Source organism: Streptomyces sp. NPDC058701 (assembly GCF_042715295.1).
Classification (GTDB): domain Bacteria; phylum Actinomycetota; class Actinomycetes; order Streptomycetales; family Streptomycetaceae; genus Streptomyces.
In genome coordinates this window covers 172,612-198,966 of the sequence record NZ_JBHXSY010000003.1, presented here as the reverse complement: position 1 = coordinate 198,966, position 26,355 = coordinate 172,612, and the positions used below count along the sequence as shown (strand labels likewise).

Genomic DNA, 26,355 nt, shown 5'->3' with positions numbered 1-26,355 from the left:
ACTGACAAATATACGCTCATCGATCCCTCGGCAGTCAATTGGCCCAGCCAATTCGACCGGGGGGTTTTTTGCGTACCGTGGTTCCCATGACCACCGCATCCGGCTCCGCGCCCGGCTCCGCCGACGGCATCGTCTACCGGCCCGCCCGCCCCGAGGACGCCGGCGCCATCGAGGCCCTGGACAGCTCCTTCAGCACCGCCACCGTCTTCGAGGTGGCCGTGACCGACACCGGCTTCGCCCTCCGCGAGGTGCCCGTCGACCCGCCGGTGCGCAAGGTGTTCCCGCCCGAGGAGCACGACGAGCAGGCGCTCGGCGCCGTCGGGACGGACAGCGGGGGGGACGCGCGGACCTACGTCGCCCTCGACGGCGGCCGGGTCTGCGGTTTCGTCGCGGTCGGCTACTCGGCCTGGAACCGGCGGCTGACGGTCGAAGACATCGAGGTGGCGCCGGACGACCGGGGGCGGGGCGTCGGCCGCGGGCTCATGGAGTGCGCGGCGGACTTCGCCCGCGAACGGGGCGCCGGGCACCTGTGGCTGGAGGTCAGCACCGTCAACGCCCCGGCCGTGCACGCCTATCGGCGCATGGGTTTCTCCCTCTGCGGCCTGGACACGAGCCTGTACGGGGGTACGCCCGCCGCCGGCGAGCAGGCGCTCTACATGAGCCGGCCCTGCCGCTGAGCGCCGCGCACGGCCAACTGCCGGACTGAGGCGGATGGTACGCCCCGCCCCGTCCTCCCGCAGGCCGTCGGCCGAGGACCACTCGGACGTGTGTTCCGCACGCGCTTGCGGCACGGCGCTGACCTGCGACCTGTACAACGGGCGAGGGTTCATCGCCCATTCATCCCGCACGCCAGGGTGGATCCGGTCGACAGGGGGAATCGCCCGTCATGGAAACACCTCCACAGCGTTTCACCACCGCTCAGGTGTGGGAGGCGGCCGAGGAGTTCATCCGGCTCTTCCACCGGGAGCACCCGGAGGCCGGCGGTCCGCGGGCCCGGCTCGTCGCCGTGCGGGAGGAGCTGGCCGATACCGGAACCTACCGGCACACCCCGGAGGAACTCGTCCACGGCGCGCGCGTGGCCTGGCGCAACAGCAACCGCTGCATAGGCAGGCTCTACTGGAACTCCCTGCGGGTCCGCGACCGCCGGGACCTCGTCGCCGCGGACGACATCGCCGACGAGTGCTTCGCGCACCTGCGGGAGGCGACCAACGGCGGCCGCGTCCGGCCCACGGTCACGGTCTTCGCGCCGGACGCCCCGGACCGCCCCGGCCCGCTGATCTGGAGCGAGCAGCTGATCCGCTACGCCGGCTACGGCGACCACCCCTCCGTGACCGTCGGTGACGCCCGCAACGCCCCGCTCACCGAGGCCCTGCTCCGGCTCGGCTGGGCCGGGGGCCCCGGCACCCCCTTCGACCTGCTCCCGCTGGTCGTCCAGGGGGTGAACGACAAGCCCCGCTGGTTCGACACCCCCGCGGACGCCGTCCTCGAGGTCCCGATCCGGCACCCCGAGGACGCCGGCTGGGAGTTCTGGGGGCTGCGCTGGCACGCCGTGCCCGCCATATCCAACATGTGCCTGGAGATCGGCGGCATCCACTACCCGGCGGCCCCGTTCAACGGCTGGTACATGGGTACCGAGATCGGCGCCCGCAACCTCGCCGACACCGACCGCTACAACCTCCTGCCCGCCGTCGCCCGCCGGCTGGGCCTGGACACCTCCAGCGACCGCTCGCTCTGGAAGGACCGCGCCCTGGTCGAGCTGAACCGCGCGGTCCTGGACTCATTCGACCGGGCCGGCGTGACCATCGCCGACCACCACACCGAGTCCCGCCGGTTCCTGACCCACCTGGAGCGCGAGGAGCGCAAGGGCCGTGACGTGGGCGCGGACTGGTCCTGGATCGTGCCGCCGATCTCCGGCTCGGCCACCCCGGTCTTCCACCGCACGTACGAGGACCGGCCGAGCAGCACGGCGTACGTCCACCACCCCGGCGCCCAGGAACGGGCCCACGGACGGGATTTGGTCTAGACCTTCTGTTACCGTCGGCTCCGAACGGATCCGAGAGCGACGGAGAGGGCGAACCCCGTGGACAGCGGCGACATCGTGGACGGTACGGACCCCGGCGGCGGACGCCGGGCCCACATCGGCTCGTTCACCTCGGGGGGCGGGCACGGGGTCACCACCGCGTCCGTGGACCCGCACACCGGCGCGCTCACCGTGCTCTCGGCCGTCGGGTCGGTCGAAGACCCCTCGTACCTCGCCTACGCGCGGGACACCGGCGTGCTCTACGCGGTGAGCGAGGGGGAACGGGGCGCGGTGGCCGCCTTCCGGTCCACCGCCGGGGGCCTGGAGCCGCTCGGCCCGGCCGTCCACGTCGGCGGCTCCGGCCCCACGCACCTCAGCACGGCCGGGCGGCGGCTCTTCACCGCGAACTACACCTCCGGGAGCGTCAGCAGCCTGCCGCTCGCCGCCGACGGGGCTCCGGGCGGGCCCGCCTCGGTCCTCGCGCACCGGGGCTCCGGGCCCGACGCCGGCCGTCAGGAGCGCCCCCACGCCCATCAGGTGCTGCCCGACCCGACGGGCCGCTGGGTGCTCAGCGTGGACCTGGGAACCGACTCGGTGCGGGTCTGCGCGCTCGACCCGGCCACCGGCGCGCTGCGGGTGCACGCCGAGACCGCGCTCCGGGCCGGCACCGGGCCGCGCCACCTCGCGTTCCACCCGGGCGGGGCGGTGGCCTACGTGCTGCACGAGCTGGAGCCGCAGCTGACCGTCTGCCGCTGGGACGCGGCGTCCGGGCGGCTCGACCCGGTGGCGGAGGTCCCGGTCGTCTCCGGGGCCGCTGCGGGCGTCGTACGGCCCTACCCCTCGGCGGTCGCCGTCCCGTCCGACGGGCGCTTCCTCTGGACCGCCGTCCGGGGCACCGACGCGATCGCCACCTTCTCGCTCGCCGGAGGGGCCGAGAAGCCGCAGCTCACGAGCACGGTCGACTGCGGCGGCAGCTGGCCCCGCGACCTCGTGGCGGACGCCTCGGGGCGCCGGCTGTACGCGGCCAACGAGCGCTCGGGGGACGTCACCTGGTTCGACGTGGATCCGCAGACCGGCCGGCCGGTCCGGGCCGGCTCGGTGCCCGTCCCCGCGGCCACCTGCGTGGTCTTCGCCTGACGCACGCCGAAGGGCCCGTACCCGGCGCGGGTACGGGCCCTTTCGGGGTGCGGGTCAGCGGGCGGCGGCGCCCTGTGTGATCCCGAGGGCCGCGGAGTACTGCGCGACGGCCAGCTTGCCCAGCGCCGGGTAGGAGCCGAGCACCTCGGCGGCGGCGCAGTCCGCCTCCTTGCAGGCGGTGTCCAGCAGGCCCTCGGCCGCCTCCGGGCCGATCAGGTACGGGGCCAGGGCCAGCTGCGTCGACCCTTCGCGGCGCAGCTGCTCGGCGACCGCGGCCACCGATCCCTCCTCGTCGAGCGCGGCGGCCTTGACCGGCACGGCGAGACGGGCGGCGAGCAGCATGCCGGTGATCCCGGCGGCCTGCACGGCCTCCTCGCCACCGGTGGTGGCCAGCACGATGCCGTCGGCGGCGGTGGTCACGGTGAAGAGCCGGGCGCGGTCGGCGCGGGCCAGGCCCGCCTCGGACAGGCGCACGTGCAGACCCTCGGCGAGCAGCGGGTGCGGGCCGAGCACGTCGGCCAGCTCGGTCGCGGCCGAGGACTCCATCAGGGCCTGGCGGATCCGGCGCAGCAGATCGCCGTCGGGGCCGGCCAGCAGCGGTACGACCACGGCGTCCGGGCCGGTCGGCGCGGGCACCTCGTGGCCGGCGGCGCGGGCGAACTCCGCGCGCGCCGCGCGCTCGGACGCGACCGCGTCCAGCGCGCCGGACAGCGACGGGAACTCGGAGGCGTCGTCACCCTCGATGAAGCCGATCCGGGCGTCGAGGCCCGGCAGCTCGGAGCGGCCGATGCTGATGATCTCTTCCGCGAGGCTCCGGGTGGAGGCCGAAGGAGCACCGGGCACGGCGAGCACCAGCGCAGGCGCGCCCTCGGGCGCCGCCGCGGGCTCGGGCCGGCGGTGCCGTCCGGTCTGGCGGGGTCGCGGCATTCGTACGGGCAGGCCATTTGCGGGCCCAGTGGGGGAGCTCATGGCGCCGCATGCTACTGGCTTATCGGAACCGGGTGTTCGGGCAGGGCCTTCTCGGGTGGCATCTGTCCGTATTTATCCGGTGAATGTCAGATACGATCAACTGACGGACGGCAAGCGCCAGTCCACAGGCTGTGAACCCAGGCCCGTGAGCAGGTCGTTCGTCCTGCTGAACGGCCTGGAACCGAAGAAGCCGTAGTCGGCCGACCTGGGGGAGGGGTGCGAGGACTCCACCACCGGCAGTTCGCCGAGCAACGGCCGCAGGTTGCGCGCCGCGCGGCCCCACAGGATGGACACCAGTGGCTTGCCGCGCGCGGCGAGCGCGCGGATAGCCTGGTCGGTGACGGCCTCCCAGCCCTTGTCCTGGTGGGCGTTGGGGCGGCGCGGCGCCGTCGTCAGCGCGCGGTTGAGCAGCAGGACGCCCTGCCGGGTCCACGGGGTGAGGTCGCCGCTGGCGGGGCGGCCGGTGCCGAGGTCCCGGTGGAGTTCCAGGAAGATGTTGTCCAGGCTCGGCGGCACCGGCCGCACCTCGGGTGCGACCGAGAAGGACAGGCCCACGGCATGCCCCGGGGTGGGGTACGGGTCCTGGCCGACGATCAGCACCTTGACCTCGTCGAACGGCTGCTGGAAGGCCCGCAGCACATGGGGTCCGGCCGGCAGGTAGCTCCTACCCGCCGCGATCTCGGCGCGCAGGAAGTCGCCCATGGCGGCGATCTGCTCCGCCACCGGCTCCAGAGCACGGGCCCAGCCCTGCTCGACGATCTCGTTCAACGGTCGTGCTGCCACGGTCGATCACTCTACTGGCCCAACGTGGCCGCCCGCACACACAGGACGTCGGGCAGGTGCCCGGCCAGCAGTTGCCAGCTGTCGCCGTCGTCGTGGCTCGCGTACAGCTCGCCGTTGCGGTTGCCGAAGTAGACGCCCGCCGGGTCGGCGTCGTCCGTGCACAGCGCGTCGCGGAGCACGGTGCCGTAGTGGTCCCCGTCGGGCAGGCCCCTGGAGAGCGGCTCCCAGGTGGCGCCTGCGTCCCGGGTGCGGAAGACCCGGCACCGCCGCCCGGCCGGCACCCGGTCGGAGTCGGCGTTCAGCGGGAAGAGGTAGGCGGTGTCCGGCCGGTGCGGGTGCGCGGCGACGGCGAAGCCGAAGTCGGAGGGGAGACCGCCGCCGATGTCCGTCCACCGGGCCCCCGCGTCGTCGCTGCGGTAGACGCCCCAGTGGTTCTGCAGGTACAGCCGGTCGGTGTCCGCGGCGTCCTGGGCGATCTTGTGCACGCACTGGCCGAACTCGGGGTTCGGATCGGGCAGGAAGACCGCGGAGACCCCGTCGTTCGACGGCGACCAGCTGGCCCCGCCGTCCGCGCTGCGGAACACCCCGGCCGTGGAGACGGCCACCGTCAGCGCGTCCGGGTCGCGCGGGTCGGTGATCACCGTGTGCAGTCCCTCGCCGCCGCCCCCGGGCTCCCACTTCGACCGGCTCGGGTGCTCCCACAGCGGCCGGACCAGCTCGAAGGAGTCGCCGCGGTCCGTGGAGCGGAACAGCGCGGCCGGCTCGGTCCCCGCGTAGACCACGTCGGGGGCCTCGGGGCCCGCGGGGTGCAACTGCCAGACCCGCTCCAGGGAGGCGCCGGTGTCCTTGGGGAACTTCACGGCCGCCGCGGCCGGCTCGTGCCAGGTCGCCCCGAGGTCGTCGGAGCTGAAGACGGACGGTCCCCAGTGCAGGCTGTCCGCGCCGGCCAGCAGCCGCGGCGCGGGCCCCCGCCGGTCGACGGCGACCGCGTAGACGGCCTGGGCGTTGAAATGGGGGCCGTCGAACTCCCACGCGCCGCCGCCCTGCCGACGGCCGATGAAGAGTCCTTTGCGGGTTCCCACGAGCAGTAGTACGTCGGCCATGGCCGGCACCTCCGGAGGTCGTTGTCCCTGGCGGGGTCTTCCTGCGGGCTGACCGCCCGGACCGCGTGCGCTGCGGCGGTCCGTGCGGGTCTTTCCGGCCAGTCTGCACCCGCCCACTGACAGTGGCCCGGCGGGCGCCACCGGAACCACGGGGCTGATCGGTGCAGATCATTTACCCGATCATTTACCCGACAGGAATGACTGCTGCTTGCATAGAGGTGTTCACAATGGATTGACTTCAGGCCACTGCCGCCGCATGTGAGAGGACCTACGTGGCCACCGAGCACCTGTCGCCGCTCGACCTCGCCTTCTGGCGGATCGAATCCGCCGCCCACCCCATGCACCTCGGCGCCCTGATCGTCTTCGAGGCCGCCGGACCCGGAGCCGCCGAGCGCGCCGCCGGCCTGCTCGCCGCCCGCTGCGCCGCAGTGCCCGGTCTGCGCCGCCGGATCCGCGACGTGCTGCTGCCGGTCGGAGCGGCCGCCTGGTCGCCGGACCCGGACTTCGACGCGGCGCGGCACGTGTTCCTCGTACGGACCGGGGAGGCGACCCCGCACGAGGCCGCGGGCCCGCTCATGGCCCGGCCCCTCGACCGGCACCTGCCGCCCTGGGAGGCGCACGTGCTCGCCGGGCCCGGCCCGGATGCCTTCGCGGTGCTGTTCAAGTTCCACCACGCGCTCGCCGACGGCCTCGGCGCGCTCGCGCTGGCGGCCTCGCTCTTCGACGGGGGCCCGGCCCCGCGGGCCCCCGCCCGGCCGGCGCCCGCCCGGCCGCTCCCCTCCCAGCGGGACGCCGGATCCGCCCTGCGCAGGCTGCCCGGGGTCCTGGCCGCCCGGGTCCAGGACGTCGGCCAGGCCCTGGAGATCGGCGCCGCCGTCGCCCGCGCCGGGCTCCCGCTCGGCGTGCCCGGGGCGCTCGTCGCCGACCCGGACGGACCCGGGGCCCGCGCGGTCGCCGGCCTCGCCCTCGACCTGGACGAGGTCAACCTCGTGCGCAAGGCCGCCGGCGGCACCGTCAACGACGTGCTCATCACGATGGTCGCGGGCGCGCTGCGACGCTGGCTGGAGGAGCGCGGCGACCCCGCGCCCCGCGGACCGGGCCCGCGCGCGCTGATCCCCGTCTCCCGCCGCGGCAGGGCCGGGGCCGGCGGCGGGAACCGGCTCTCCGGCTACCTGCTGCGGCTGCCCCTCGCCGAGCGGGACCCGCTGCTGCGCCTGGACCGGGTACGGGCCGCCATGGACCGCAACAAGGACGCCGGTCCCGCCCGCGGCGCCGGGGCGGTCGCCCTGCTCGCCGACCACGTCCACCCGCTCGGCCACCGCCTCGGCGGCCCGCTCGTGGCCCAGGCCGCCCGGCTGCTCTTCGACATCCTGGTGACCAGCGTTCCGCTGCCCGGGCTGACCTTCTCGCTCGGCGGGAGCCGGGTCCGCGAGGTCTACCCGCTCGCCCCGCTGGCGCGCGGCCAGTCCCTGGCCGTCGCGGTCTCCACGTACAAGGGGACGGTCCACTACGGTCTGGTCGCCGACGCGGCCGCCGTACCCGATCTGGCGGAGCTGGCCGGGGCGCTGCGCGCGGAGCTGGACGCGCTTGTACGAGAAGTCTCGTAGTACGAGGGAATTCGTAGTACGGTGAGTCTCGTACTTAGCCGCCGATCCCCGGCGCGCCCGGTGACGTCTGGAGAGTCCTGATGAGTGCTGCCCCCACCGCCTTCGCCGCCCTGTTCGCGCCCTACACCCTGCGGTCGGTCACCGTCCCCAACCGCGTGTGGATGGCGGCGATGTGCCAGTACAGCGCCGAGCCCTCCGGGCCGGACGCGGGTGTGGCCGGCGACTGGCACTTCGCGCACTACGCGGCCCGCGCCGTCGGAGGCGCCGGTCTCATCGTGCAGGAGGCCACCGCCGTCTCCCCGGAAGGCCGGATCTCCCCCTACGACCTCGGCATCTGGAACGACGCCCAGGTCGAGGCGCTCCGCCGGATCACCGCGTTCGTGAAGTCGCAGGGCGCGGTCCCCGCGATCCAGCTCGCCCACGCCGGCCGGAAGGCCTCGACCGACCGGACCTGGAAGGGCGGCGCCCCCGTCGGCCCCGAGGCCCACGGCTGGCAGCCGGTCGCGCCCAGCGCGGTCCCGTTCGACGACGGCCACCCGGTGCCGGACGAACTGACCATCGATCAGATCCGCGCGATCACCGCGCAGTTCGCGGCCGCCGCCGAACGGGCGCTGGCCGCCGGCTACGAGGTCGTGGAAGTGCACGGAGCCCACGGTTACCTGATCGGGGAGTTCCTCTCCCCGCACAGCAACCGGCGCACCGACGCGTACGGCGGCTCCTTCGAGAACCGCACCCGCTTCGCCCTCGAGGTCGTCGACGCCGTACGGGCGGTGTGGCCCGCGGAACTCCCGCTGTTCTTCCGGGTCTCCGCCACCGACTGGCTGGAGGAGGGCGGCTGGACCGCCGACGAGACGGTCCGGCTGGCCGCCCTGCTCCAAGACCACGGGGTGGACCTCCTCGACGTCTCCACCGGCGGGCTCGCCCCCGGCGTGACGATCCCGGTCGGCCCCGGCTACCAGGTGCCGTTCGCGGCCCGGGTCAAGGCCGAGACCTCGCTCCCGGTGGCCGCCGTCGGCCTCATCACCGAACCGGAACAGGCCGAGAAGATCCTCGCCAACGGCGAGGCGGACGCGGTGCTGCTCGGCCGCGAACTGCTGCGCGACCCCTACTGGGCCCGCCGCGCAGCCGCCGAGCTCGGCGCGGAGCTCCGCACCCCGGAGCCGTACCACCGCTCCTGGTGAACGGACGCGGTGCGGACGCCCCCGTCCGCGCCGCGCCCCACCGGTCCTACGACGGCTCTCGTACGATGGTGCCGGGCGCGAAGGGCCCCGGGCGGGCGAATCGAGCGAGCCGAGCACGCCCAGCGAGTCGAGCGAGTGGAGCAGGGACATGACGGAACACGACACGGCCCGCGCCCTCGCCCATCCGGAGGCCGCAGAGATCCGGCTGGAGGGCGTGCTCCACGCGCTGTCCGACCCGGTCCGTCTCTCCATCACCCGGGACCTCGCCGTCTCCGCCGCCGACCTGGCCTGCTCGCACTTCGACCTGCCGGTCACCAAGTCGACCACCACGCACCACTTCCGCGTGCTGCGGGAGAGCGGCGTCGTCCGCCAGACCTACCGCGGCACCACCAAGCTCAACGCCCTGCGCCGCGAGGAGCTGGAGGCCCTCTTTCCGGGCCTCCTCGACTCCGTCCTCACGGCGGCGGCCGCCGAGGAGGCCCGCCTGAGGTAGCGGCCCGGGCCCCCGGCCCGCCCGGCCGTCCCGCGCGGAGCCCGCCGCTTCCGCCGGCCCCCGCCCGTGCCGCCGCGGCCCGGCCTGCCGCAGCCGCGCTACGTCCGGTCGGCCGCGCCCAGCAGCCCGTCCCAGTCCGGGATCTTCACCGAGCGGCGGCCCAGCGAGGTCCCGAGCTCGGTTTCGGCCGCCTCGATCGCCAGCCACCCCGGCCACCGCACCGGACGCAGGCCCGCCGCGCGCATCGCGTCCACCGGGTCGCCGGGCAGCTCGCGCCGGGCCAGCCGCCCCGCGTCCTGGAGCAGCGAGGACGCCGTCTCCTTCGCGCAGGGGCGGTTGGTGCCGATCACCCCGGTCGGGCCGCGCTTGATCCACCCCGCCACGTACTCGCCCACCGAGGCCCGGCCCGCGCGCAGCACCCGGCCCGCCGCGTGCGGGACCGTCCCCGTCGCCGGATCGAACGGCAGGCCGGCCAGGGGGACGCCCCGGTACCCCACCGAGCGCAGCACCAGCTGCGCCGGGACGTCCTCGTACGCGCCCGTCCCCGTCACCCCGCCGCGCCCGTCCGGGGCGGTCCGCTCGAAGCGCACCCCCGTGACCCGGCCGTCCGGGCCGCCCAGCACCCGGGACGGGCGCAGGTAGAACCGCAGCGTGACCGCACGCGGCGCGCCGCCGGGGACGGCCTCCGCCCAGCCGCGCAGCGCCTCCAGGTTCCGCCGTGCCACCGCGGGCAGCGCGGCGGCCGCGCCCGGGTCGGCGTACGCGGGGTCCAGGGCCAGCTCGGCGGGATCCACGCGGGCGTCCACCTCCGGCAGCGTGCCCAGCTCCCGCAGCTCCTTGGTGGTGAACTTCGCCTGCGAGGGCCCGCGCCGGGCGACCATCGCCACCGCGCGGACCCCGCTGTCCGCGAGCGCGCCGAGCGCCGGCTGGGGCATGTCCGTCGGGACCAGTTCGGCCGCGCTCCGGGCCAGGATCCGGGTCACGTCCACCGCGACGTTGCCCGCGCCGACGACCACCGCCGACGTCACCCCGGCCAGGTCGAAGGCGGCCGCGGCGGCGTCGGGGTGCCCGCTGTACCAGGCCACGAAGTCCGTCGCGGAGTGCACCCCCGCCAGCTCCTCGCCGGGGACGTCGAGAAGCCGGTCCCGCGCCGCCCCCACGCAGTACACCACCGCGTGGTACAGCTCCAGCAGCCGTCCGGCCGACAGTGCCTCCCCGCCGACCTCGACGTTCCCGAGGAAGCGGATCCGCTCGTCCTCCAGCACGGCGCGCAGGCTGCCCTGCAGCGATTTGATCTTCTCGTGGTCGGGGGCGACCCCGTAGCGCACCAGTCCGTACGGGGCCGGCAGCCGGTCCAGGACGTCGACCCGGACGCCGGGCACCTCGCGCTGCTGGACCAGGGTCTGCGCGGCGTAGACCCCGCTGGGGCCCGATCCGACGACGGCGATGTGAAGCACGGCGGAGCTCCTCACGCGGGTGGTCCCCAGCATGACACCGGGTCCCGCGGCCGTCAGCCCATGGCGCGCATCCGGTGGATCTCGGCGCTCTGCGTGGCCACGACCTCGTTGGCCATCTCCTCGACGGCCACGTTGTTGCCGCCGGCCAGTGCCTCGCCGGCCATCTTCACCGCGCCCTCGTGATGGGCGGTCATCAGCCTCAGGAAGAGCCTGTCGAAGTCGCTCCCCGAGGCCGCGGCCAGGTCCGCCAGCTGCTGCTCCGTCGCCATGCCCGGCATAGTGCCGTGGTCGTGCGGGTGCGCGCCGGCATCCGACTGCGGCGCGGGGTGGAGGGCCGACCACCTCTCCATCGCCCCGATCTCGGGCTGCTGCGCCGCCGTGATCCGTTCCGCCAGGCGTTTGACGCCGTCCGCCGCGGCCCGCGCCGGCGCCAGGGCGCTCATCGTCAGGGCCTGCCGGTGGTGCTCGACCATGTTCCGCACGTAGGCGCGGTCGGCGGCGTTCGCGCTGTCGTCGGGCTTCTCCCGCGCGGCCTGTTCGGGGGTGAGGGTGCGCGCCTTCTCTCCCGGCCTGCCCGGCGCGACGATCACGGCCCGGCCGTCGTCGGCCCGGTCCTGCGGTGCGTCCGCCCGGCAGCCGGCGAGCGCCGGCAGGAGGGCGGCGGCCACAACCGCTCCGGAGAATAGGCCGAGTAACCCTTTTGCCATGTCCATGGAAAGGAAGATACTGCCGGGGTCCTGGTTCCGCGCCCACCCGGCGCGGAACCGATCGGACTCCCATGGGAGGGCACAGTGACCTCGTTGCACACCATCAGAGTGCGGAAGAGGAGTCTGGGAGCGGTCGTCGCGGCGGCCGGCCTCGCCACGCTCCTGGCCGCCGGCCCGGCGGCCGCCACCCCCGACCCGGGCGACTTGACGCCGGGCACCGGCGGACAGCAGGGCTCCAGCCTCGTCGAGGGCCGGGAACTCGCCCCGGGTGAGATCCCCGGCCAGGACGAGATCGTGCACAGCGCCAACATCAAGCCGCTGGCCAACATCCCGAGCGCCGACCCCACCGTGATCAATTCCGACCTGGCGTTCCAGGGCAGGTACGCGTACGCGGGCAACTACAACGGCTTCACGATCTACGACATCGGGAACCCGAAGGCGCCGAAGACGGTCACCCAGGTGCTCTGCCCGGGCGGACAGAACGACATCTCCGTCCACGGTGACCTGCTCTTCCTCTCCACCGACTCCTCGCGCAGCGACGACTCGTGCAACAGCGTCTCGCAGCCCGCCACGGAGAAGTCCTCGTGGGAGGGCATCAAGATCTTCGACATCAAGGACAAGAAGAATCCCAAGTACATCAAGTCCGTCGAGACCGCCTGCGGTTCCCACACCCACACCCTGGTGCCGGGGAGCCGCGACATCCACCTCTACGTCGCCTCCTACTCGCCCAACGAGGCCTTCCCCGACTGCAAGCCGCCGCACGACGGCATCTCCGTGGTGAAGGTCCCGAAGAAGGCGCCGACGAAGGCCGCGGTCGTCGCCTTCCCGATCCTCTTCCCGGACGGCGGCAACCCGGGCGGGCCCGCCAACCCGGGTGTCTCCAAGACCACCGGCTGCCACGACATCACCGTCCTGCCGTCCCGGAACCTGGCCGCCGGCGCCTGCATGGGCGACGGCATCCTCTTCGACATCAGCAGGCCCGAGCAGCCGCGGGTCATCGACCGGGTGCAGGACAACGTGAACTTCGCGTTCTGGCACTCGGCCACCTTCAACGAACGCGCGAACAAGGTGGTGTTCACCGACGAGCTCGGCGGCGGTGGCGGCGCCACCTGCAACGAGGCCACCGGCCCCAACCGGGGCGCCGACGGGATCTACGACATCACCGGCCGCGGGGACCAGCGCAAGCTCGCCTTCCGCAGCTACTTCAAGATCCCCCGCCACCAGGCCGACACCGAGAACTGCGTGGCCCACAACGGCTCGCTGGTCCCGGTCGGCGGCGGCCGCGACATCATGGTCCAGGCCTGGTACCAGGGCGGCATCTCGGTCTGGGACTTCACCGACTCCTCCAAGCCCAAGGAGATCGGCTACTTCGAGCGCGGCCCGCTCACCACGGACGCCCTCGGGCTCGGCGGGTCCTGGTCGGCGTACTACTACAACGGTCACATCTACTCGAACGACATCACCAAGGGCCTCGACGTGCTGAGGCTCGACGACTGGCGGACCGTGAGCGCCACGTGGGTGCGGATGGACCGGCTCAACGTCCAGACGCAGCCTGAGTACCACTAGCGGCCGGCCGACGGCGCGCGCCGTCGCCCCTAGCGGGGAAACGTTCCGCCGGGCGGTCCTCCGTCCGGCGGGACGCCGAGCTCCCAGTCCAGGCCGTACCGCTGGAACAGCTCGGCCCGCAGCCGGGACACCGGCATCGGCGCCCCCGGCAGCAGCACCGCCACCACCGCGCCCATCAGCAGCGCCCGCAGCAGCGGGTAGTCGGCGTCCACGTCGGCCGAGCCGTACCGCACCACGGTGTCCCGCAGCAGCTCGGCGAGCCGCTGCTGCTCCTGGCACTGGACGAATCCCTCCGCCTGCAGGATGCCCGCCATGTGCGTCCGCATCAGCCGCGGCTGGTCCCGCGCCAGCCCCAGGATCGCGTCGATGGCACGGGCGAGCCGCTCGCGGCCCGCGTCCGCCCCATCGGGGTGCGGCTCGCGCTGCAGAGCGGCGTACAGGGTCAGGTGCATCAGCCGGTGCACCGCCGACTGCAGCAGCTGCCGCTTGCCCGGGAAGTAGTACGAGACCAGGCCCCGGGCCGCACCCGCCCGGTCGGCGATGTCGCCGAGTTTCGTGGCCTCGTAGCCGCGCTCGGCGACGAGGTCGACCGTGGCCTGCAGCAGCCGCTCCCTGGAACGTCTGCGCAATTCTTCATTGACCGATGCGCTGCGCGGGACCATGCTTGCTCCTGCTGCGTTGACTGGCTCCGAGCCAATATACTCAGCGATCGGGGTCGCCTGCTCTGGGTGACACGGGGGATCGCCCAGAGCAGGCACGCCCGTGACCGCCGTACGCACACGTCGCGAGAGCCACCACGGCCACGCCCAGAAGCCAGCCCGCGAGCACGTCCGAGGTCCAGTGGACCCCGAGGTAGAGCCGCGTGAAGCCGACCCCCAGCACGGAGACGACGGCCATCGCCCAGGCGGAGGCGACGGCCCACCGCGGCGTCGCACCGGGGAGCAGCCACAGCAGCACCCCGCACACCACCGTCGCGGTCATGGCGTGGCCGGACGGGTAGGCCGAGTAGTGCGCCGAGTCGACCGGGTCCGGCCACTGTGGCCGCTCCCGTCCCACCAGGGCCTTCAGCCCCTGCTGCACCACCGACGCCGCCACCGCGGCCAAGGCCACCCGCAGCGCCCGCGGCCGGTCACCGCGCCACCACAGCGTGACGCAGGCCGCGGCGGCCAGGATCCGCATCGTCCACGGGTCCCACACCCAGTCGGAGAGCACGCGCATCACGTGCGTGGTGCCCGGGTCCGCGACGGCGCGGACGTGCAGGTCGCCGGCGATCCGGCCGTCGAGGGAGAGCAGCGGCTCCCACCGCGCCACCACCAGTACGGTCAGGGCGACCGCCGCCAGCGCGCAGCCGATGCCGGTCCACCGCATGTGCAGGTCGTCGTTCCGCATGGGCCCGATCCTCGCACCGACGGCCGCCGCGCCTCCCCGGGCGCGCCCGGGAGGCGCGGCCCCGGACGCCCCGGGGGGTGTCGTCCACCGCACTCCTGCGGGCGTACGGAGTGACGTCGACGGCGCCCCCCAGGGCGTGTTTGAGAAGTCCCGCCTGGCCTTCGGGCGCCCGCCGCTACTTATAGAACGCGCCCTAGGCCAGCGCGCTCAGGCCCGGTACGAACGCCACGAGCAGCGGAATCGCCGGCACCAGCGCGGCCAGCGCCGTCAGCCGCAGCCGCCGGCCGGCCGACAGCCGGGGCGCCGCCGACAGCAGCCGCCGCACCCGGTGCGGGACGTGGGCCTGCGGGGCCGGGGAGGGCCCGAACACCCCGCGGTCCTCGTTGAGCCCGACCAGGGCCAGCGCGATCGTCAGCCGCCCGAAGCGCCGCGAGGCCACGTCGTCGGCGGCCAGCTCGACGAGGCGGTCGATCTCCGCCTCGAACGCGGCGAAGACCGGCACCTGCGGGAATCCCCGGGCCAGCGCGCGCGAGCAGTGCAGCAGCCAGTCGTGCCGGGCCGCGGCGTGGCCCTGCTCGTGGGCCAGTACGGCGTCCAGCTGGCTCCCCTTGAGGCGGGCCAGGGCCGCCGTCGTGACCACCAGCTGCGGGGCCGTGCCGGGCAGCCACCAGGCGTCCGGCCGCGGACCCTCCAGGACCACGAGCCGCGCGCCCGCCGGGTCCTCGCCGGGCAACAGCGGCGCCCGCAGGCGCAGTTCGGTGTCCCGGGCCCGGCGCCGGGTGCGCGCCCGGAGCACCTCGCCGCCCAGCATCGCCCCGGTCCACAGCGCGCCGGCCGCCAGCGCGAGCGCGGTGCCGGTGGCCCAGGTGCCGCCGGAGGCGCCGAGGGCGTAGGCGTCGACCACGCCGTGCGGGGCGGCGGCGAAGAGCCGGCCGCGGACCGCCTGCCAGGCGGCCGCCGCGCTCAGCAGCATCGACAGCCCGAAGCACAGGAGCACCGCGGCCACCACGCACTGCCACACCCACAGGGCGACCACGGGTTCGCGCTCGGGCCACCGGGCCCGGCGCAGCAGGCGGGGGGCGAGCACCGCGGTCAGGGCGCCGAGCAGCAGGAGAGCGGCGGGGACCATCATGTCCGCCAGCCTATGAGCGCGGGCCTACCTGCGGGTACGGCCTCGGCGCTTTGGTGACGCACGACACGTTTTCGTCGTGCGTCACATCGTGAGCAGCATGGCCAACATGCCGATGCCCATGGCGAGTCGGCAGGCCCGGACCAGCTCGGCCGACCTCGGCGGGGCGGCCGCCGCGGCCGCCCCGCCTCTGCTTTCGCCCGGGACCGGGGCGCCCCCGTCCCCGCCCGCCGTCACCAGCCGGGCCCCGCCGAGCAGGACGTACCCGGCGAAGTAGAGGAGCAGCGCCCCGGTGACGAGCGGCACCCCCGCGCCGTTCCCGTGCCCGCTCCCGTGGCCCGGACCGGGGCCGCCCCCCGTCATCGTCAGCGCCATGTACGCCATGGCCAGCGAGCCCACCAGGTGGTGCGCGTGGTGGGGGCCGTCCCGCAGCAGCCACAGGGCGTGCGCCGCGGCCGCGCAGAAGACGGCCAGCAGCAGCGGCGGCCCCCACGTCCCGGTCCCCGCGGGAACGGCCATCAGCGCCATGCCGAGACCCATCACCGCCTCGCCCGCCGTCGCGCCGCGCGCGTCCCGGCCCGCTCTGCCCGCCCGTACCAGGCAGTACGCACCGCTGGCCGCGCACAGCAGCACCAGCAGCCAGGAGGAGACGGCGGGGGACATGGCGGAACCGTGCACGGCGGAAACTCCCGGTTCGTCGGCGTCACGGGAAGAGATGCCCGCCCCGGACGGCCCGCACGCCGCCCCGGGTTACGCTCCTTGGCGTACGCGGCACGCCACATGTGCCACCGCGCAGAACGGAGCCACCGATGTCGACCGCCGACCCCGCAGCCCTGACCTTCCGTACCGCGGTGGAGGCGGACGTGGACGAGCTGGTGGTGCTCGTCGAGTCCGCCTACCGGGGCGACGCCAGCCGGGCCGGCTGGACCACGGAGGCCGACTACCTGGACGGGCAGCGCACCGACGCCCAGGGGGTCCGCCAGATCATCGACGGCTCCGACGGCATCCTGGTCGTCGTCGAGCGCGAGGGCGGGATCGTCGCCTGCTGCCACCTCGAACACCGCGGCGACCACGCCTACTTCGGGATGTTCGCGGTCCGCCCCGGGCTACAGGGCGCCGGCCTCGGCAAGGAGATCCTGGCCGAGGCCGAGAACCGCGCCCGCGAGACGTGGGGCGCCAAGGAGATGCGGATGACGGTGGTGAACGTGCGGGAGGAGCTCATCGCCTACTACGTGCGCCGCGGCTACCGGCGCACGGGCGAGCTGAGCCCCTTCCCCTACGGCGACGAGCGCTTCGGGGTCCCGCTCCGCGACGACCTGGCCTTCGAACTGCTGGTCAAGTCGCTCTGAACCGTCCGGGGGCGCGCCGCCTCACGCGGTGAAGCGGCCCGTGCTGCGGATCTCCGGGAAGTCCGTGGCGGCACCGTCCAGCCCCAGGGCCCGGGCGAGCCGCAGCAGGTCCAGGGTGTCGACCGACCGGCCCGTCACCCGCAGCCCGGCCGCGTGCGCCTCCTCCACGGTCTCCAGGCTGATCAGCCGGATGTCCAGGGCGAGCGTCGCGGCGCCCGCGGCCACCGCCCGGGCGACCAGCGCCCCGGTGTCCCCGTCGACGGGGTCCGCGTGCAGGGAGGTCCGCACGCCCGGCACCAGCCGGGCCGCCCCGGCCAGCAGCGCGTCGTCGCGGGAGGCCACCTCGACCCGCGCCGTCAGGTCGCGGCGGAGCACCAGGTGCGCGAGCGCCCCCGAGGCGGCCCGGTCGTGGACCGTGACCTGGAGCGGGACCCGGACCGCCGCCAGCACCTCGTCGAGGACCGGTACGCGCTCGCCCAGGCCGGCGTCCAGCGCGCGCAGCTCCTCCAGGGTCAGGTCGGCCACGGCCCCCGAGCCGTCGGTGGTCCGGTCGACATCGGGGTCGTGGAGGACGACGAGGACGCCGTCCTTGCTGAGCCGGACGTCGAGTGCGATGACGTCCATGCCGGAGCGCTCCGCGTGCAGGAAGGAGCGCAGGGTGTTCTCCGGTTCGACACCCATGACCCCGCGGTGACCGATGGTGAGGAAAGTCAAGGTTCTCTCGCTTCCGTCGACGGCGGCTCCCCGCGCGGCGGTGTCCCGACCGGCCGCGCGAGGTAAAGAGGTCGCATGCTCGCGATGAGGCCGCATGCTAGTGCGCCCGCCGTGCGATGGGACCGTCCGTGCAGCGACCCGCGAGGGCCCCCGTGGCCGCTTCCCGCCGGGCCCGGGCGGCCCGCCGCGAGCGGCGCCCGGGACGCCGCGTCACCCGGCCGTGGGCGCGTCCCCGCCGGCTTGACGCGCAGGTGCCGACGCCAGCGCGCCCGCCGGAGCCCCCGCTCCGGGCGGGGCGGACCGGCCGGCCGGTCCGGCCGCGGACGCCGGGGCCGGCGGGCTCGCGGGATCGGCGAGATCCGCCAGGAGGGCCCGCGCCAGGTCCAGCTCCGCCCGGTGCTGCCGCTCGCTCCAGCGCAGGGCGAGGGCGGGGAAGCCCCGCTCCGGCACGCCGTCCGCGTGCTCCGCCGCCGCCCGTACGGCCGCCAGCTCGCACCGGGTGCGCTCGATGTGCTCGCCGACCAGCGCCCGCAGCCGCTCCGGCTCGGCGAGGTGCCCCAGCCAGACCCGCAGCAGCAGCCCGTGCTTGAGCACCGGGGGGCCGGCTTCGGCCGTGCCGGCCGCCCATCCGGCCAGGGCTCCGCGCCCGGCGTCGGTGATCGCGTAGCGCCGCTTCGCCCGGGCCTCCCCGGGTCCGGAGCGGGCGGAGGCCGCGTAGCCCAGTTCCTCCAGGCGGCGCAGCTCCGCGTAGATCTGGCTGACGGCGGGCGACCAGTAGAAGAAGCGGAGCGAGGAGTCCGCCCACTTCTTCAGCTCGTAGCCGGTCCGCTCTCCGGGGAAGGAGAGCAGACCGAGGACCGCCCAGGCGGTCGGCGGCAACTCGTGCGCCTTCGCCGGATGGTGACTGCTGGTCATGTCGGTACGTGCCCCCGAGGTCGTCCTGACCCGGGTTGCGGCCAGGATGATCACCATACGCATCGGGCGCGGCGTCGACGCACGGCGGGACGGGGCGGAGTGACTGCTTCCACCCTGAATGACGGGAAAAATTTCGGTGATGCAGGGGGTGACGCAGGACATTTTCCTGGGATACCTCTTGAGTAGAAGAGCCTCCCATGCCTACCCTGTGCCGACGTGAGGTTCTCCTGTGGAGGAAGTGACATGACGGAAACTCTTGTGCCGGGTGCCGGCGGTGCCGCGATAACCGCCGGGGCGCGGGTGGTCGACCACCCCGCGTGGCCCGAGCTCAAGGCCGCCGTGGAGGAGATCCGGCCCTGGCAGGGCAAGGACGGCTCCATCGACTTCGAGGCCGAAGGCGCCCACGGGCGCGCCACGGTCCTGGCCGCCGTCGAGCGCGCGGTCAACGCCGTCGAGACGCTCTCGCCGCTGCTCCCGCACGCCGCCGCGTACCACCGGGCGCTCGTCGCCGACCTGCGCAAGTGGGCCGCGGACGACTTCCGGGTGCCGGACTTCCTCGACTCGCTGCTGGCCTTCCACCCGGCCGCCCAGCGCGCCGACGGCCTCCAGCACCTCGTCGTCTTCCCGATGTACACCCAGAACGGCAACCCGGACCGCAACCTCGAGGCCGTCGTGCTGAAGATGGTGTGGCCCGAGTGGCTCTCCGAGCTGGAGCGCACCCGGTACGACAACCCGCTCTTCCTCGGCATCACGCTGGAGGGCTTCACCCCGGGCTACGACACCCACTCCGCGGTGCTCTTCCCGGAGACCATCGCCGTGCGCGAGGCCCCCGAGCGCTTCACCTGGGGCGGCATCTTCTGCGACCGCGAGGCGGCCCGCTACCGCAAGGTCACCGAGGCCGCCGTCGACATCCTCGGCATCGAGCTGCCCGAGGACATCGCCGCCATGGTCGGCGACCAGGAGCGCTGCGAGAAGGCCTTCGTCCTGTGGGACATGGTCCACGACCGCACCCACAGCCACGGCGACCTGCCGTTCGACCCGTTCATGATCAAGCAGCGCCAGCCGTTCTGGATGTACGGCCTGGAGGAGCTGCGCTGCGACCTCACCGCCTTCAAGGAGGCCGTGAAGCTGGAGTCCGAGGGCAACGAGCACGGCCGCGACGTGCAGTACGCCGTCCTCTTCGACCGGATGTTCCGCTTCCCCGTCTCGGGCGACCGCAACCGGAACTACGACGGCCTCGGCGGCCAACTGCTCTTCGCGTACCTCCACAAGCACGACGTCGTGCGCTGGACGGACAACAAGCTCAAGATCGACTGGATGCGCGCCCCGCAGGTCACCAACCAGCTCTGCGCCGAGATCGAGGACCTCTACCGGGCCGGCATCGACCGCCCGAAGCTGGTCCACTGGTTCAAGGCCTACGACCTGGTCTCGACGTACCTCTCCCCGCACCCGGGCTCCAAGTGGGCCAAGGGGCCCGACGCCCTCGACCTGACGCAGCCGCCCCGCAAGCTGGTCGACGACGTGCTTCCGGACGAGTTTCCGCTCAGCATGTTCTACGAGGCCCTCGCCAAGAAGCTCAAGGGCGTGATCGCCTCGACCCGGGGCATCACCGCCCTCAACGCCGAAGAGGCCGAGCGGGTCGCCGCGTGAGCGACCGCCCACAGGAGGCTGCACAGATGAACGGCTCCCGGAACGGCAACGGAAACCTGCACGGCGCGGTGGTGGCGGTGGCCGGGGCCGGAGGGCCCGCGGGCCGCGCCGCCCTGCTCCGCCTCGCCGAGGCGGGCGCGGTGGTCGTGGCATCCGACGCCGACGCGGCGCGACTCGCGGAGGCGGTGGACGCGGCCCGCTACGCCCACGGCGGCGCCACCATCACCGGCGACACCGTGGACCTGCTCGACCTGGCCGCCACCAAGGCCTGGGCCGAGCAGACCGAGAAGGAGTTCGGCCACGTCGACGGGGTCGTCCACCTCGTGGGCGGCTGGCGCGGGAGCTCCTCCTTCACCGAGACCGACCTCGCGGACTGGGACTTCCTGGAGAAGCTCCTGATCCGCACGGTCCAGCACACCTCGCTCGCCTTCCACGACGGCCTGCTGCGCAGCGAACGCGGCCGGTACGTCCTGGTCAGCCAGTCCGGCGCGCACAAGCCGGTCGCCAACAACGCCGCGTACAACGCGGGCAAGGCGGCCGCCGAGGCGTGGACGCTGGCGATGGCCGACTCCTTCCGCAAGGCGGGGGGCGAGAACGGCCCGGGCGCAGCGGCTGCGATCCTGGTCATCAAGGCACTGGTGCACGACGCGATGCGCGCCGAGCGACCGAATGCGAAGTTCGCGGGCTTCACGGACGTCAAGGAGCTGGCCGAGGCCATCGCCGGCGTCTGGGACCGGCCCGCACCCGATGTGAACGGACAGCGTCTGTGGCTCACCCCGCAACCGTGAGGACCGCGACCGCGCGGACCGACGCCCGCCGGCACCACGACCCGGCGGTGCGCGGTTTCGCGAGCGACAACTACGCGGGAGTGCATCCGGAGATCCTGGAGGCCGTCGCGCTCGCCAACGGCGGCCATCAGGTCGCCTACGGCGAGGACGAGTACACCGAGCACCTGCAGAAGATCTTCCGCAGTCACTTCGGCCCGTACGCGCAGGCCTACCCGGTCTTCAACGGCACCGGCGCCAACGTCACGGCCCTCCAGGCCCTGACCGACCGCTGGGGCGCCGTGGTGTGCGCCGAGAGCGCCCACATCAACGTGGACGAGGGCGGCGCACCGGAGCGGATGGCCGGCCTCAAGCTGCTCACGGTCCCGACCCCGGACGGCAAGCTCACACCCGAGCTGATCGACCGGCAGGCCTGGGGCTGGGAGGACGAGCACCGGGCGATGCCGCAGGTCGTGTCGATCACCCAGAACACCGAGCTGGGCACGGTCTACACCCCGGACGAGATCCGGGCGATCTGCGAGCACGCGCACGGCATGGGCATGAAGGTCCACCTGGACGGGGCCCGGATAGCCAACGCCGCGGCCTCGCTCGACGTGCCGATGCGCACCTTCACCAACACCGTGGGTGTGGACGTGCTGTCCTACGGCGGCACCAAGAACGGCATGATGTTCGGCGAAGCCGTCGTGGTGCTCAACCCCGACGCGGTCCGGCAGATGAAGCACATCCGCAAGATGTCGATGCAGCTCGCGTCCAAGATGCGGTTCGTGTCGGTGCAGCTGGAGGCGCTCCTCGCCAAGGACCTGTGGCTGCGCAACGCCCGGCACGCCAACGCGATGGCGCAGCGGCTCGCCGCCGGCGTGCGCGAGGCGGACGGCGTGGAGATCCTCTACCCGGTGCAGGCGAACGCGGTGTTCGCGCGGCTGCCGCATGAGGTCTCGCTGCGTCTGCAGAAGCGTTACCGCTTCTACTTCTGGGACGAGGGGGCGGGCGACGTCCGCTGGATGTGCGGCTTCGACACCCAGGAAGAGGACGTAGACGGCTTCCTCCAGGCGCTGAAGGAAGAGCTGGCCCGCTGACGGCCCTGGGCCTCTGCCCTCGGCCCTCTGCAGCCCTCGGCCCTGGGTAAAGTCGATAGTCATGCGTGATCGCGTATAGGTATGCTCCTGGATCATGGAACTGATCCAGGAGCAGGCCGACCTGTCCGCCTATCTGCCGGCCGACGACGCGATCGACCACGGCCACGCGCTCGTCCGTGAAACCGCCGACGCCCTCTGGGACGCCACGGGCGACCTCCCCGCGTACGCGGCCGCCGCCTTCGCGTTCGTCCGCGACGTCATCCCCCACTCGGCGGACTCCGGCGACCCGCGCGTCGCCTGGCGGGCCTCCGACGTCCTCGCCACGCGCAACGGCATCTGCCATGCCAAGGCCCACGCCCTGGCCGCCCTGCTGCGGGCCCGAGGCATCCCGACGGCCCTGTGCTACCAGCGCCTCGGCGACGAGGACGGCGCGAACCACCTGGTCCACGGCCTGATCGCCCTCCGGCTGCCCGGCAGCCCGCACTGGTCCCGCCAGGACCCGCGCGGGAACAAGCCCGGGGTGGACGCGCGGTTCAGCCTCGACGGGGAACGGCTGGCCTTCCCGGTCCACCCGGAGCGCGGCGACGTCGACTACCCCGAGCTGTACGCCGCCCCGCACCCGGCCGTCCTCACGGCCCTCCAGGAGTCCGCCGACCGGCCCGAGCTGTGGCGGAACCTGCCGACGGCCCTGTAGCCGCGGCAGCCGACGGGGGCCGCCGCGGCGACGCCAGGGCGTGCAGTACGGCCGCCGCGAGCTGGAAGCAGGCGATCCCGGTCATCAGCGTCCACGCGGGCGCGGCCGCCGCGAAGCCCACCAGGGCCGCCCCGGCCGACGCGGCCGTCAGCTTGAGCCCGGCGCCCAGGGTGAACACCTGGGTCCGTACGGCGTCCGGCGCGTACTCCGAGCGGATCCGCAGCGTGGCCGTCAGCACCGGCCCGTCGCACACCCCGGCCACCGCGAACAGCACCGCCGTGACGGCCACGGACGGCGTGAAGGCGGCAACGGCGAGCGCCACCCCCGTAGCGGCCAGCGACCACCGCACCAGCCGGCCCGGATCCACCGACGTGAGGCGCCCCAGGGTCAGCGAACCGCCCAGCGCGCCCAGCGCGAACGCCGTCATCAGCACGCCGCCCGCGCCCGGGCGGCCGAGGGCGGTGGCCAGCAGCACCGCGGTGGTGGTCAGCGAGCCGATCCCGACGAAGGCCAGCGTCGTCGCCGAGGTGACGGCCCGCAGCTCGCGCACCCGCCACAGGGCCGCCAGACCCGCACCCAGCCCGGCCCGGGTCGGCCCGGGGACCGCGCCCGCGCCCGGGTCCCCGTACGGGAGGGTCGCGGCCAGGGCGGCGGCCGCCGCGCCCGACGCCGCCAGGAGGGCCATGGCCGGTCCGGCCGAGCCGAGTGCGGAGACCAGGCCGACGAGCGCCGGGGCCGTGACCGCGGCCGCGTTGTACGTGGAGGCGTCCCAGGAGTACGCCCGGTCGCGGGCCGATCCCGTCGGAGCCAGCCCCGACACCAGGCTCGACAGCCCGCCGGTGACCATCGGGCCGCAGGTGCCGCCGAGCACGGCCACGACGAGCACCACCGGCATCGGGACCCGCCCCAGCAGCACCGCCAGGGCGGCCACGGCCGCCGTGAACCCCGCCAGCGCGCCCGGGTAGAACAGCCGCGGCCGGCCGGTCCGGGCCGCGAGGATCCCGGCGAGCGGGGCGGCCAGTACGTGCGGGGCCAGCCAGGCCGTCAGGACGAACGCCCCGTACGAGGCGCTCCCCGTGCGCTCCAGGGCGAGTAGGACCACGGCCATGCCCATGCCCTCCGAGGCGAACCGCGCAGCCAGTGCCGCCGCCAGGTACCGCCCGAACCCGCCCATCCCGGCCCCCCCTGCACGATGTAACGTGATAGCCGCGCAAGACGTTACGTCATGCGGGTGTACGGGGAAAGGACGCGGCCATGACGGAGTCCAGAGGGGGGTTCCCGGCGGCCCGGCGGCTGATCGACATCGCCGACGCGGTCCGGGCCGCCCCGGAGCTGCCCCGCACGGAACTCGCCCGGCTGCTCGCCGCGCACGGGGAGCGCCCGGCCGACCTGACCGGGGAGGCGTTCCCGGAGGCGGCCGCCGCCGAACTGCGCGCGGCGGCCCGGCGGATGGGGGCGGTTCTCGCGGAGACGGACGAGGACCGTGTCGCGGGGGCGCTGAACGCGCTCTTCGAGGAGTGTGGCGCCAGGCCGCGGCTCACCCGGCACGGCGGCCACCCCTGGCACCTGCACGTCGACCGGGGGGAGGGGGCGGGCTGGGGCGACTGGTTCCTGGCGTCGGGGGCACTCGTCCTGGCGCAGCTGCTGGGCGAGTACGGCCGCGTCATCTGGGGCGCGTGCGCGGCCGGGGGGTGCGGGCGGTTCTTCCTGGGCCCGGGTCCGGGCAGCGCCCGCCGCTACTGCTCGGCGACGTGCGCCACCCGGGTCCGTGTCGCGGCGCACCGCCGCCGCAGGCGCGAGGGCTCCGCGGGGGCGGCCCGTCCCGCCGGCCGGGCGGGCGCCGACCGCTGAACCGGGGGCGCGCCGAGCGTGCGGTACGGGGGCCGGGGGCCCGCCCCCCGCCGGGGCGCGACCGGAGGCTCCACGGCGGGGGCGGGGGCGGGTGCGGCTGCTTCCAGGACCTTCGGGGCCTTCGGGCTCAGGGCCTCAGGGCCCCGTCACGGGGTCGGGGGCGGACCCCACGGGGCCCGGCGGGGTCACCACGAGCCCCCGGGGCCCGTGCGGCCGTCGTTCCCGAGGGCGGGTCAGCCCGCCTCGCGCACCTGCGCGGCCGTCGGAGCGGTGCCGCCGAGGTGGGCCGGGAGCCACCAGGAGTCCGAGGGGTCCTTCGGCTGGGCCGGGTAGGCGTGCTGCGCGGCTTCCAGCAGCTCCTGCACCCGGTCGCGCACCCGGCGCGTGATCGCCCCGGCGTACTGGTCGGCGGGAGCGTCCATCGGCTCGCCCACCCGCATCGTCACGGGGATGTGGCTGCGCTTGAGACTCTTCGGCCGCCCCTTGGTCCACAGACGCTGGGTGCCCCACAGCGCCACCGGGATCAGCGGGACGCCGGCCTCCTGCGCCATGCGCGCCGCGCCCGACTTGAAGCTCTTGAGCGTGAAGGACTCGGAGATCGTGGCCTCCGGGAACACTCCGATGATCTCGCCGGAGCGCAGCGAGTCCAGCGCGTGCGCGTAGGCGGTCTCGCCCTGCTTGCGGTCCACCGGGATGTGCTTCATCGCGCGCATCAGCGGGCCGGACACCTTGTGCCGGAACACCGACTCCTTCGCCATGAAGCGGACCAGGCGCTTCTGCGGCCGTGCCGTCAGGCCGGCGAAGATGAAGTCGAGGTAGCCGATGTGGTTCGACACGAGGACGGCCCCGCCCGTGCGCGGGATGTTCTCGGTGCCCTTCATGTCGATGCGGATGTCGAGCGCGCGGAACAGCCCGTGCGCCGCGCCGATCACCGGAGGGTAGACGAACTCAGCCATGGTGCGGAGACCCCGCTTTCTGCCTGGGGAGGTGCTCCCGGCCGGAAGTTACGGCAGCGTAGGTTACGCGGCCATGGGGGATCGTGCCCCAAACGCGGGCTGCTGACCAGCCCAGAGCCCGCTACCTGGGGAGATTCTCGTCACGCCGGGAATGTCGCGGGTCGGCCGGGCGCTGCGATCATCGGACGAGCGTACGTCGACGGCGTACGCGGACACGGGCGGCGACGGGAGCGCGGGGTGCTCGCACACCAGGACGGCGGGGTGCCCGCGGGCGCGGACGGCCAAGGCGCCGGGGTGCCCGCGGGCGGGCCCGTCCGGGCCCGGCTGGGCGCCGCCGAGCTGGGCGCGCCGCTGGGGGAGCGGGCCAGCCTGGTGCAGTTCTCCAGCGCCTTCTGCCAGCCCTGCCGGGCCACCCGCAGGATCCTCGCCGCGGTCGCGGAGATGGTCCCGGGGGTCGCCCACATCGAGATCGACGCCGAGGAACGGCTCGACCTGGTCCGGGCCCTCGGCATCGAGAAGACCCCGACCGTACTGGTCCTGGACGCGGCGGGCACGGTCGTCCGCCGCGCGGCCGGGATGCCCCGCAAGGCCGACGTGATCGCCGCGCTCGGCGCCGCGGTCGCGTGACCGGCGCGCCGGTGCGCGCGCCCGCACGCAGCGTGACGCGCCCGACATCTGACGGATCCCGCTTGACTGTGTACACGGGACATCGCCACGCTGGTGGGATGCGGTATGAACTCCTGCTCTTCGGACGGGTCCACGTGGACCTCGTCCGCTACGCGAGCGCGCGCTGTCCGGGCCGCTGAGCGCCCCCGGCCCCGACC

The 26,355-nt window shown here is 74.3% G+C and carries 27 protein-coding genes; 14 read left to right on the top strand and 13 right to left on the bottom strand.

Annotated elements, in window-relative coordinates; translation table 11 throughout:
- Positions 1-86: 86 nt before the first annotated feature.
- The 3 genes from ACFWW8_RS04435 (at position 87) to ACFWW8_RS04425 (ending at position 3,157) form a co-directional block, all read left to right on the top strand.
- Positions 87-677, top strand: coding sequence for a GNAT family N-acetyltransferase (locus ACFWW8_RS04435; RefSeq protein ID WP_386523468.1), 591 nt, complete (start codon positions 87-89; stop codon positions 675-677).
- Between the two features lie 209 nt (positions 678-886).
- Positions 887-2,023 carry a nitric oxide synthase oxygenase gene (locus ACFWW8_RS04430; RefSeq protein ID WP_386523466.1) on the top strand — a complete coding sequence of 379 codons (1,137 nt, stop codon included), beginning with the start codon at positions 887-889 and terminating at the stop codon, positions 2,021-2,023.
- Positions 2,024-2,080: 57 nt separating this feature from the next.
- Positions 2,081-3,157: a lactonase family protein gene (locus ACFWW8_RS04425; protein WP_386523463.1), complete on the top strand. Its 1,077-nt coding sequence runs from the start codon at positions 2,081-2,083 to the stop codon at positions 3,155-3,157.
- A 54-nt stretch (positions 3,158-3,211) separates the two neighbouring features.
- On the opposite strand, the gene ACFWW8_RS04420 is transcribed toward ACFWW8_RS04425, so the two are convergent.
- From ACFWW8_RS04420 to ACFWW8_RS04410, 3 genes are all read right to left on the bottom strand, one after another.
- A complete protein-coding gene (locus tag ACFWW8_RS04420; RefSeq protein ID WP_386523460.1) occupies positions 3,212-4,126 on the bottom strand; it encodes a sirohydrochlorin chelatase in 915 nt (304 codons plus the stop codon).
- A 96-nt stretch (positions 4,127-4,222) separates the two neighbouring features.
- A complete protein-coding gene (locus ACFWW8_RS04415; RefSeq protein ID WP_386523457.1) occupies positions 4,223-4,909 on the bottom strand; it encodes a uracil-DNA glycosylase in 687 nt (228 codons plus the stop codon).
- An 11-nt stretch (positions 4,910-4,920) separates the two neighbouring features.
- Positions 4,921-6,012 carry a WD40/YVTN/BNR-like repeat-containing protein gene (locus ACFWW8_RS04410; RefSeq protein WP_386523454.1) on the bottom strand — a complete coding sequence of 364 codons (1,092 nt, stop codon included), beginning with the start codon at positions 6,010-6,012 and terminating at the stop codon, positions 4,921-4,923.
- 272 nt (positions 6,013-6,284) lie between these two features.
- On the opposite strand from ACFWW8_RS04410, the gene ACFWW8_RS04405 reads away from it, so the two are divergent.
- The 3 genes from ACFWW8_RS04405 (at position 6,285) to ACFWW8_RS04395 (ending at position 9,293) form a co-directional block, all read left to right on the top strand.
- Positions 6,285-7,619 (top strand): wax ester/triacylglycerol synthase family O-acyltransferase, encoded by a 1,335-nt coding sequence (locus ACFWW8_RS04405; RefSeq protein ID WP_386523451.1) that lies wholly within the window; start codon positions 6,285-6,287, stop codon positions 7,617-7,619.
- Positions 7,620-7,699: 80 nt separating this feature from the next.
- Positions 7,700-8,800, top strand: coding sequence for an NADH:flavin oxidoreductase/NADH oxidase (locus tag ACFWW8_RS04400; RefSeq protein ID WP_386523449.1), 1,101 nt, complete (start codon positions 7,700-7,702; stop codon positions 8,798-8,800).
- Positions 8,801-8,948: 148 nt separating this feature from the next.
- Positions 8,949-9,293, top strand: coding sequence for an ArsR/SmtB family transcription factor (locus ACFWW8_RS04395; RefSeq protein ID WP_386523446.1), 345 nt, complete (start codon positions 8,949-8,951; stop codon positions 9,291-9,293).
- 98 nt (positions 9,294-9,391) lie between these two features.
- On the opposite strand, the gene ACFWW8_RS04390 is transcribed toward ACFWW8_RS04395, so the two are convergent.
- Positions 9,392-10,750 carry an FAD-dependent oxidoreductase gene (locus ACFWW8_RS04390; RefSeq protein ID WP_386523443.1) on the bottom strand — a complete coding sequence of 453 codons (1,359 nt, stop codon included), beginning with the start codon at positions 10,748-10,750 and terminating at the stop codon, positions 9,392-9,394.
- Positions 10,751-10,803: 53 nt separating this feature from the next.
- Positions 10,804-11,463: a DUF305 domain-containing protein gene (locus ACFWW8_RS04385; RefSeq protein ID WP_386523440.1), complete on the bottom strand. Its 660-nt coding sequence runs from the start codon at positions 11,461-11,463 to the stop codon at positions 10,804-10,806.
- 78 nt (positions 11,464-11,541) lie between these two features.
- On the opposite strand from ACFWW8_RS04385, the gene ACFWW8_RS04380 reads away from it, so the two are divergent.
- On the top strand, positions 11,542-13,023 hold the full coding sequence (locus tag ACFWW8_RS04380) for an LVIVD repeat-containing protein (RefSeq protein ID WP_386523437.1): 1,482 nt from the start codon (positions 11,542-11,544) through the stop codon (positions 13,021-13,023).
- Positions 13,024-13,052: 29 nt separating this feature from the next.
- On the opposite strand, the gene ACFWW8_RS04375 is transcribed toward ACFWW8_RS04380, so the two are convergent.
- The 4 genes from ACFWW8_RS04375 to ACFWW8_RS04360 all read right to left on the bottom strand — a co-directional run bounded on the left by ACFWW8_RS04375 (position 13,053) and on the right by ACFWW8_RS04360 (position 16,204).
- Positions 13,053-13,685: a TetR/AcrR family transcriptional regulator gene (locus ACFWW8_RS04375; RefSeq protein WP_386523434.1), complete on the bottom strand. Its 633-nt coding sequence runs from the start codon at positions 13,683-13,685 to the stop codon at positions 13,053-13,055.
- A gap of 40 nt (positions 13,686-13,725) precedes the next feature.
- On the bottom strand, positions 13,726-14,412 hold the full coding sequence (locus tag ACFWW8_RS04370) for a phosphatase PAP2 family protein (protein WP_386523432.1): 687 nt from the start codon (positions 14,410-14,412) through the stop codon (positions 13,726-13,728).
- Between the two features lie 193 nt (positions 14,413-14,605).
- Positions 14,606-15,544 carry a M56 family metallopeptidase gene (locus ACFWW8_RS04365; protein ID WP_386523429.1) on the bottom strand — a complete coding sequence of 313 codons (939 nt, stop codon included), beginning with the start codon at positions 15,542-15,544 and terminating at the stop codon, positions 14,606-14,608.
- 81 nt (positions 15,545-15,625) lie between these two features.
- Positions 15,626-16,204 carry a DUF5134 domain-containing protein gene (locus ACFWW8_RS04360; protein WP_386523427.1) on the bottom strand — a complete coding sequence of 193 codons (579 nt, stop codon included), beginning with the start codon at positions 16,202-16,204 and terminating at the stop codon, positions 15,626-15,628.
- A gap of 146 nt (positions 16,205-16,350) precedes the next feature.
- On the opposite strand from ACFWW8_RS04360, the gene ACFWW8_RS04355 reads away from it, so the two are divergent.
- Entirely contained in the window at positions 16,351-16,890 is a 540-nt protein-coding gene (locus ACFWW8_RS04355) for a GNAT family N-acetyltransferase (protein WP_386523424.1), read from the top strand.
- Positions 16,891-16,911: 21 nt separating this feature from the next.
- Here the strand turns inward: ACFWW8_RS04355 and ACFWW8_RS04350 are convergent, their stop codons facing one another.
- Positions 16,912-17,604 carry a glycerophosphodiester phosphodiesterase gene (locus ACFWW8_RS04350; protein ID WP_386523422.1) on the bottom strand — a complete coding sequence of 231 codons (693 nt, stop codon included), beginning with the start codon at positions 17,602-17,604 and terminating at the stop codon, positions 16,912-16,914.
- A 210-nt stretch (positions 17,605-17,814) separates the two neighbouring features.
- Complete coding sequence (locus ACFWW8_RS04345; RefSeq protein WP_386523419.1) at positions 17,815-18,519, bottom strand: PadR family transcriptional regulator; 705 nt, start codon at positions 18,517-18,519, stop codon at positions 17,815-17,817.
- Positions 18,520-18,762: 243 nt separating this feature from the next.
- Here ACFWW8_RS04345 and ACFWW8_RS04340 point away from each other — a divergent pair, with 243 nt between their 5' ends.
- The 4 genes from ACFWW8_RS04340 to ACFWW8_RS04325 all read left to right on the top strand — a co-directional run bounded on the left by ACFWW8_RS04340 (position 18,763) and on the right by ACFWW8_RS04325 (position 22,724).
- A complete protein-coding gene (locus ACFWW8_RS04340; protein ID WP_386523416.1) occupies positions 18,763-20,169 on the top strand; it encodes a DUF6421 family protein in 1,407 nt (468 codons plus the stop codon).
- Between the two features lie 26 nt (positions 20,170-20,195).
- On the top strand, positions 20,196-20,957 hold the full coding sequence (locus ACFWW8_RS04335) for an SDR family NAD(P)-dependent oxidoreductase (protein ID WP_386523413.1): 762 nt from the start codon (positions 20,196-20,198) through the stop codon (positions 20,955-20,957).
- Positions 20,936-22,030 (top strand): threonine aldolase family protein, encoded by a 1,095-nt coding sequence (locus ACFWW8_RS04330; RefSeq protein ID WP_386523409.1) that lies wholly within the window; start codon positions 20,936-20,938, stop codon positions 22,028-22,030. The genes ACFWW8_RS04335 and ACFWW8_RS04330 overlap by 22 nt, the downstream gene beginning before the upstream one ends.
- Before the next feature lie 94 nt (positions 22,031-22,124).
- Positions 22,125-22,724 (top strand): transglutaminase domain-containing protein, encoded by a 600-nt coding sequence (locus ACFWW8_RS04325; RefSeq protein WP_386523406.1) that lies wholly within the window; start codon positions 22,125-22,127, stop codon positions 22,722-22,724.
- Here ACFWW8_RS04325 and ACFWW8_RS04320 read toward each other — a convergent pair.
- Positions 22,660-23,898 carry an MFS transporter gene (locus tag ACFWW8_RS04320; protein WP_386523403.1) on the bottom strand — a complete coding sequence of 413 codons (1,239 nt, stop codon included), beginning with the start codon at positions 23,896-23,898 and terminating at the stop codon, positions 22,660-22,662. The two genes, ACFWW8_RS04325 and ACFWW8_RS04320, sit on opposite strands and share 65 nt — an antisense overlap.
- An 80-nt stretch (positions 23,899-23,978) precedes the next feature.
- Here ACFWW8_RS04320 and ACFWW8_RS04315 point away from each other — a divergent pair, with 80 nt between their 5' ends.
- A complete protein-coding gene (locus ACFWW8_RS04315) occupies positions 23,979-24,575 on the top strand; it encodes a CGNR zinc finger domain-containing protein (protein ID WP_386523400.1) in 597 nt (198 codons plus the stop codon).
- A 233-nt stretch (positions 24,576-24,808) separates the two neighbouring features.
- Here ACFWW8_RS04315 and ACFWW8_RS04310 read toward each other — a convergent pair whose 3' ends face one another.
- Entirely contained in the window at positions 24,809-25,531 is a 723-nt protein-coding gene (locus ACFWW8_RS04310) for a lysophospholipid acyltransferase family protein (RefSeq protein ID WP_386523397.1), read from the bottom strand.
- A gap of 294 nt (positions 25,532-25,825) precedes the next feature.
- Here ACFWW8_RS04310 and ACFWW8_RS04305 point away from each other — a divergent pair, with 294 nt between their 5' ends.
- On the top strand, positions 25,826-26,158 hold the full coding sequence (locus ACFWW8_RS04305; protein ID WP_386523718.1) for a thioredoxin family protein: 333 nt from the start codon (positions 25,826-25,828) through the stop codon (positions 26,156-26,158).
- Positions 26,159-26,355 lie beyond the last annotated feature (197 nt).

Bases quoted from the DNA above. Each gene is read 5' to 3' on its own strand.
- ACFWW8_RS04395 (WP_386523446.1), top strand. From the start codon at position 8,949: ATGACGGAACACGACACGGCCCGCGCCCTCGCCCATCCGGAGGCCGCA.
- ACFWW8_RS04360 (WP_386523427.1), bottom strand. From the start codon at position 16,204: ATGTCCCCCGCCGTCTCCTCCTGGCTGCTGGTGCTGCTGTGCGCGGCC.
- ACFWW8_RS04315 (WP_386523400.1), top strand. From the start codon at position 23,979: ATGACGGAGTCCAGAGGGGGGTTCCCGGCGGCCCGGCGGCTGATCGAC.
- ACFWW8_RS04345 (WP_386523419.1), bottom strand. From the start codon at position 18,519: ATGACCAGCAGTCACCATCCGGCGAAGGCGCACGAGTTGCCGCCGACC.
- ACFWW8_RS04325 (WP_386523406.1), top strand. From the start codon at position 22,125: ATGGAACTGATCCAGGAGCAGGCCGACCTGTCCGCCTATCTGCCGGCC.
- ACFWW8_RS04435 (WP_386523468.1), top strand. From the start codon at position 87: ATGACCACCGCATCCGGCTCCGCGCCCGGCTCCGCCGACGGCATCGTC.
- ACFWW8_RS04430 (WP_386523466.1), top strand. From the start codon at position 887: ATGGAAACACCTCCACAGCGTTTCACCACCGCTCAGGTGTGGGAGGCG.
- ACFWW8_RS04310 (WP_386523397.1), bottom strand. From the start codon at position 25,531: ATGGCTGAGTTCGTCTACCCTCCGGTGATCGGCGCGGCGCACGGGCTG.
- ACFWW8_RS04420 (WP_386523460.1), bottom strand. From the start codon at position 4,126: ATGAGCTCCCCCACTGGGCCCGCAAATGGCCTGCCCGTACGAATGCCG.
- ACFWW8_RS04400 (WP_386523449.1), top strand. From the start codon at position 7,700: ATGAGTGCTGCCCCCACCGCCTTCGCCGCCCTGTTCGCGCCCTACACC.
- ACFWW8_RS04355 (WP_386523424.1), top strand. From the start codon at position 16,351: ATGTCGACCGCCGACCCCGCAGCCCTGACCTTCCGTACCGCGGTGGAG.
- ACFWW8_RS04370 (WP_386523432.1), bottom strand. From the start codon at position 14,412: ATGCGGAACGACGACCTGCACATGCGGTGGACCGGCATCGGCTGCGCG.
- ACFWW8_RS04385 (WP_386523440.1), bottom strand. From the start codon at position 11,463: ATGGACATGGCAAAAGGGTTACTCGGCCTATTCTCCGGAGCGGTTGTG.
- ACFWW8_RS04340 (WP_386523416.1), top strand. From the start codon at position 18,763: ATGACGGAAACTCTTGTGCCGGGTGCCGGCGGTGCCGCGATAACCGCC.
- ACFWW8_RS04410 (WP_386523454.1), bottom strand. From the start codon at position 6,012: ATGGCCGACGTACTACTGCTCGTGGGAACCCGCAAAGGACTCTTCATC.
- ACFWW8_RS04335 (WP_386523413.1), top strand. From the start codon at position 20,196: ATGAACGGCTCCCGGAACGGCAACGGAAACCTGCACGGCGCGGTGGTG.
- ACFWW8_RS04375 (WP_386523434.1), bottom strand. From the start codon at position 13,685: ATGGTCCCGCGCAGCGCATCGGTCAATGAAGAATTGCGCAGACGTTCC.
- ACFWW8_RS04320 (WP_386523403.1), bottom strand. From the start codon at position 23,898: ATGGGCGGGTTCGGGCGGTACCTGGCGGCGGCACTGGCTGCGCGGTTC.
- ACFWW8_RS04365 (WP_386523429.1), bottom strand. From the start codon at position 15,544: ATGATGGTCCCCGCCGCTCTCCTGCTGCTCGGCGCCCTGACCGCGGTG.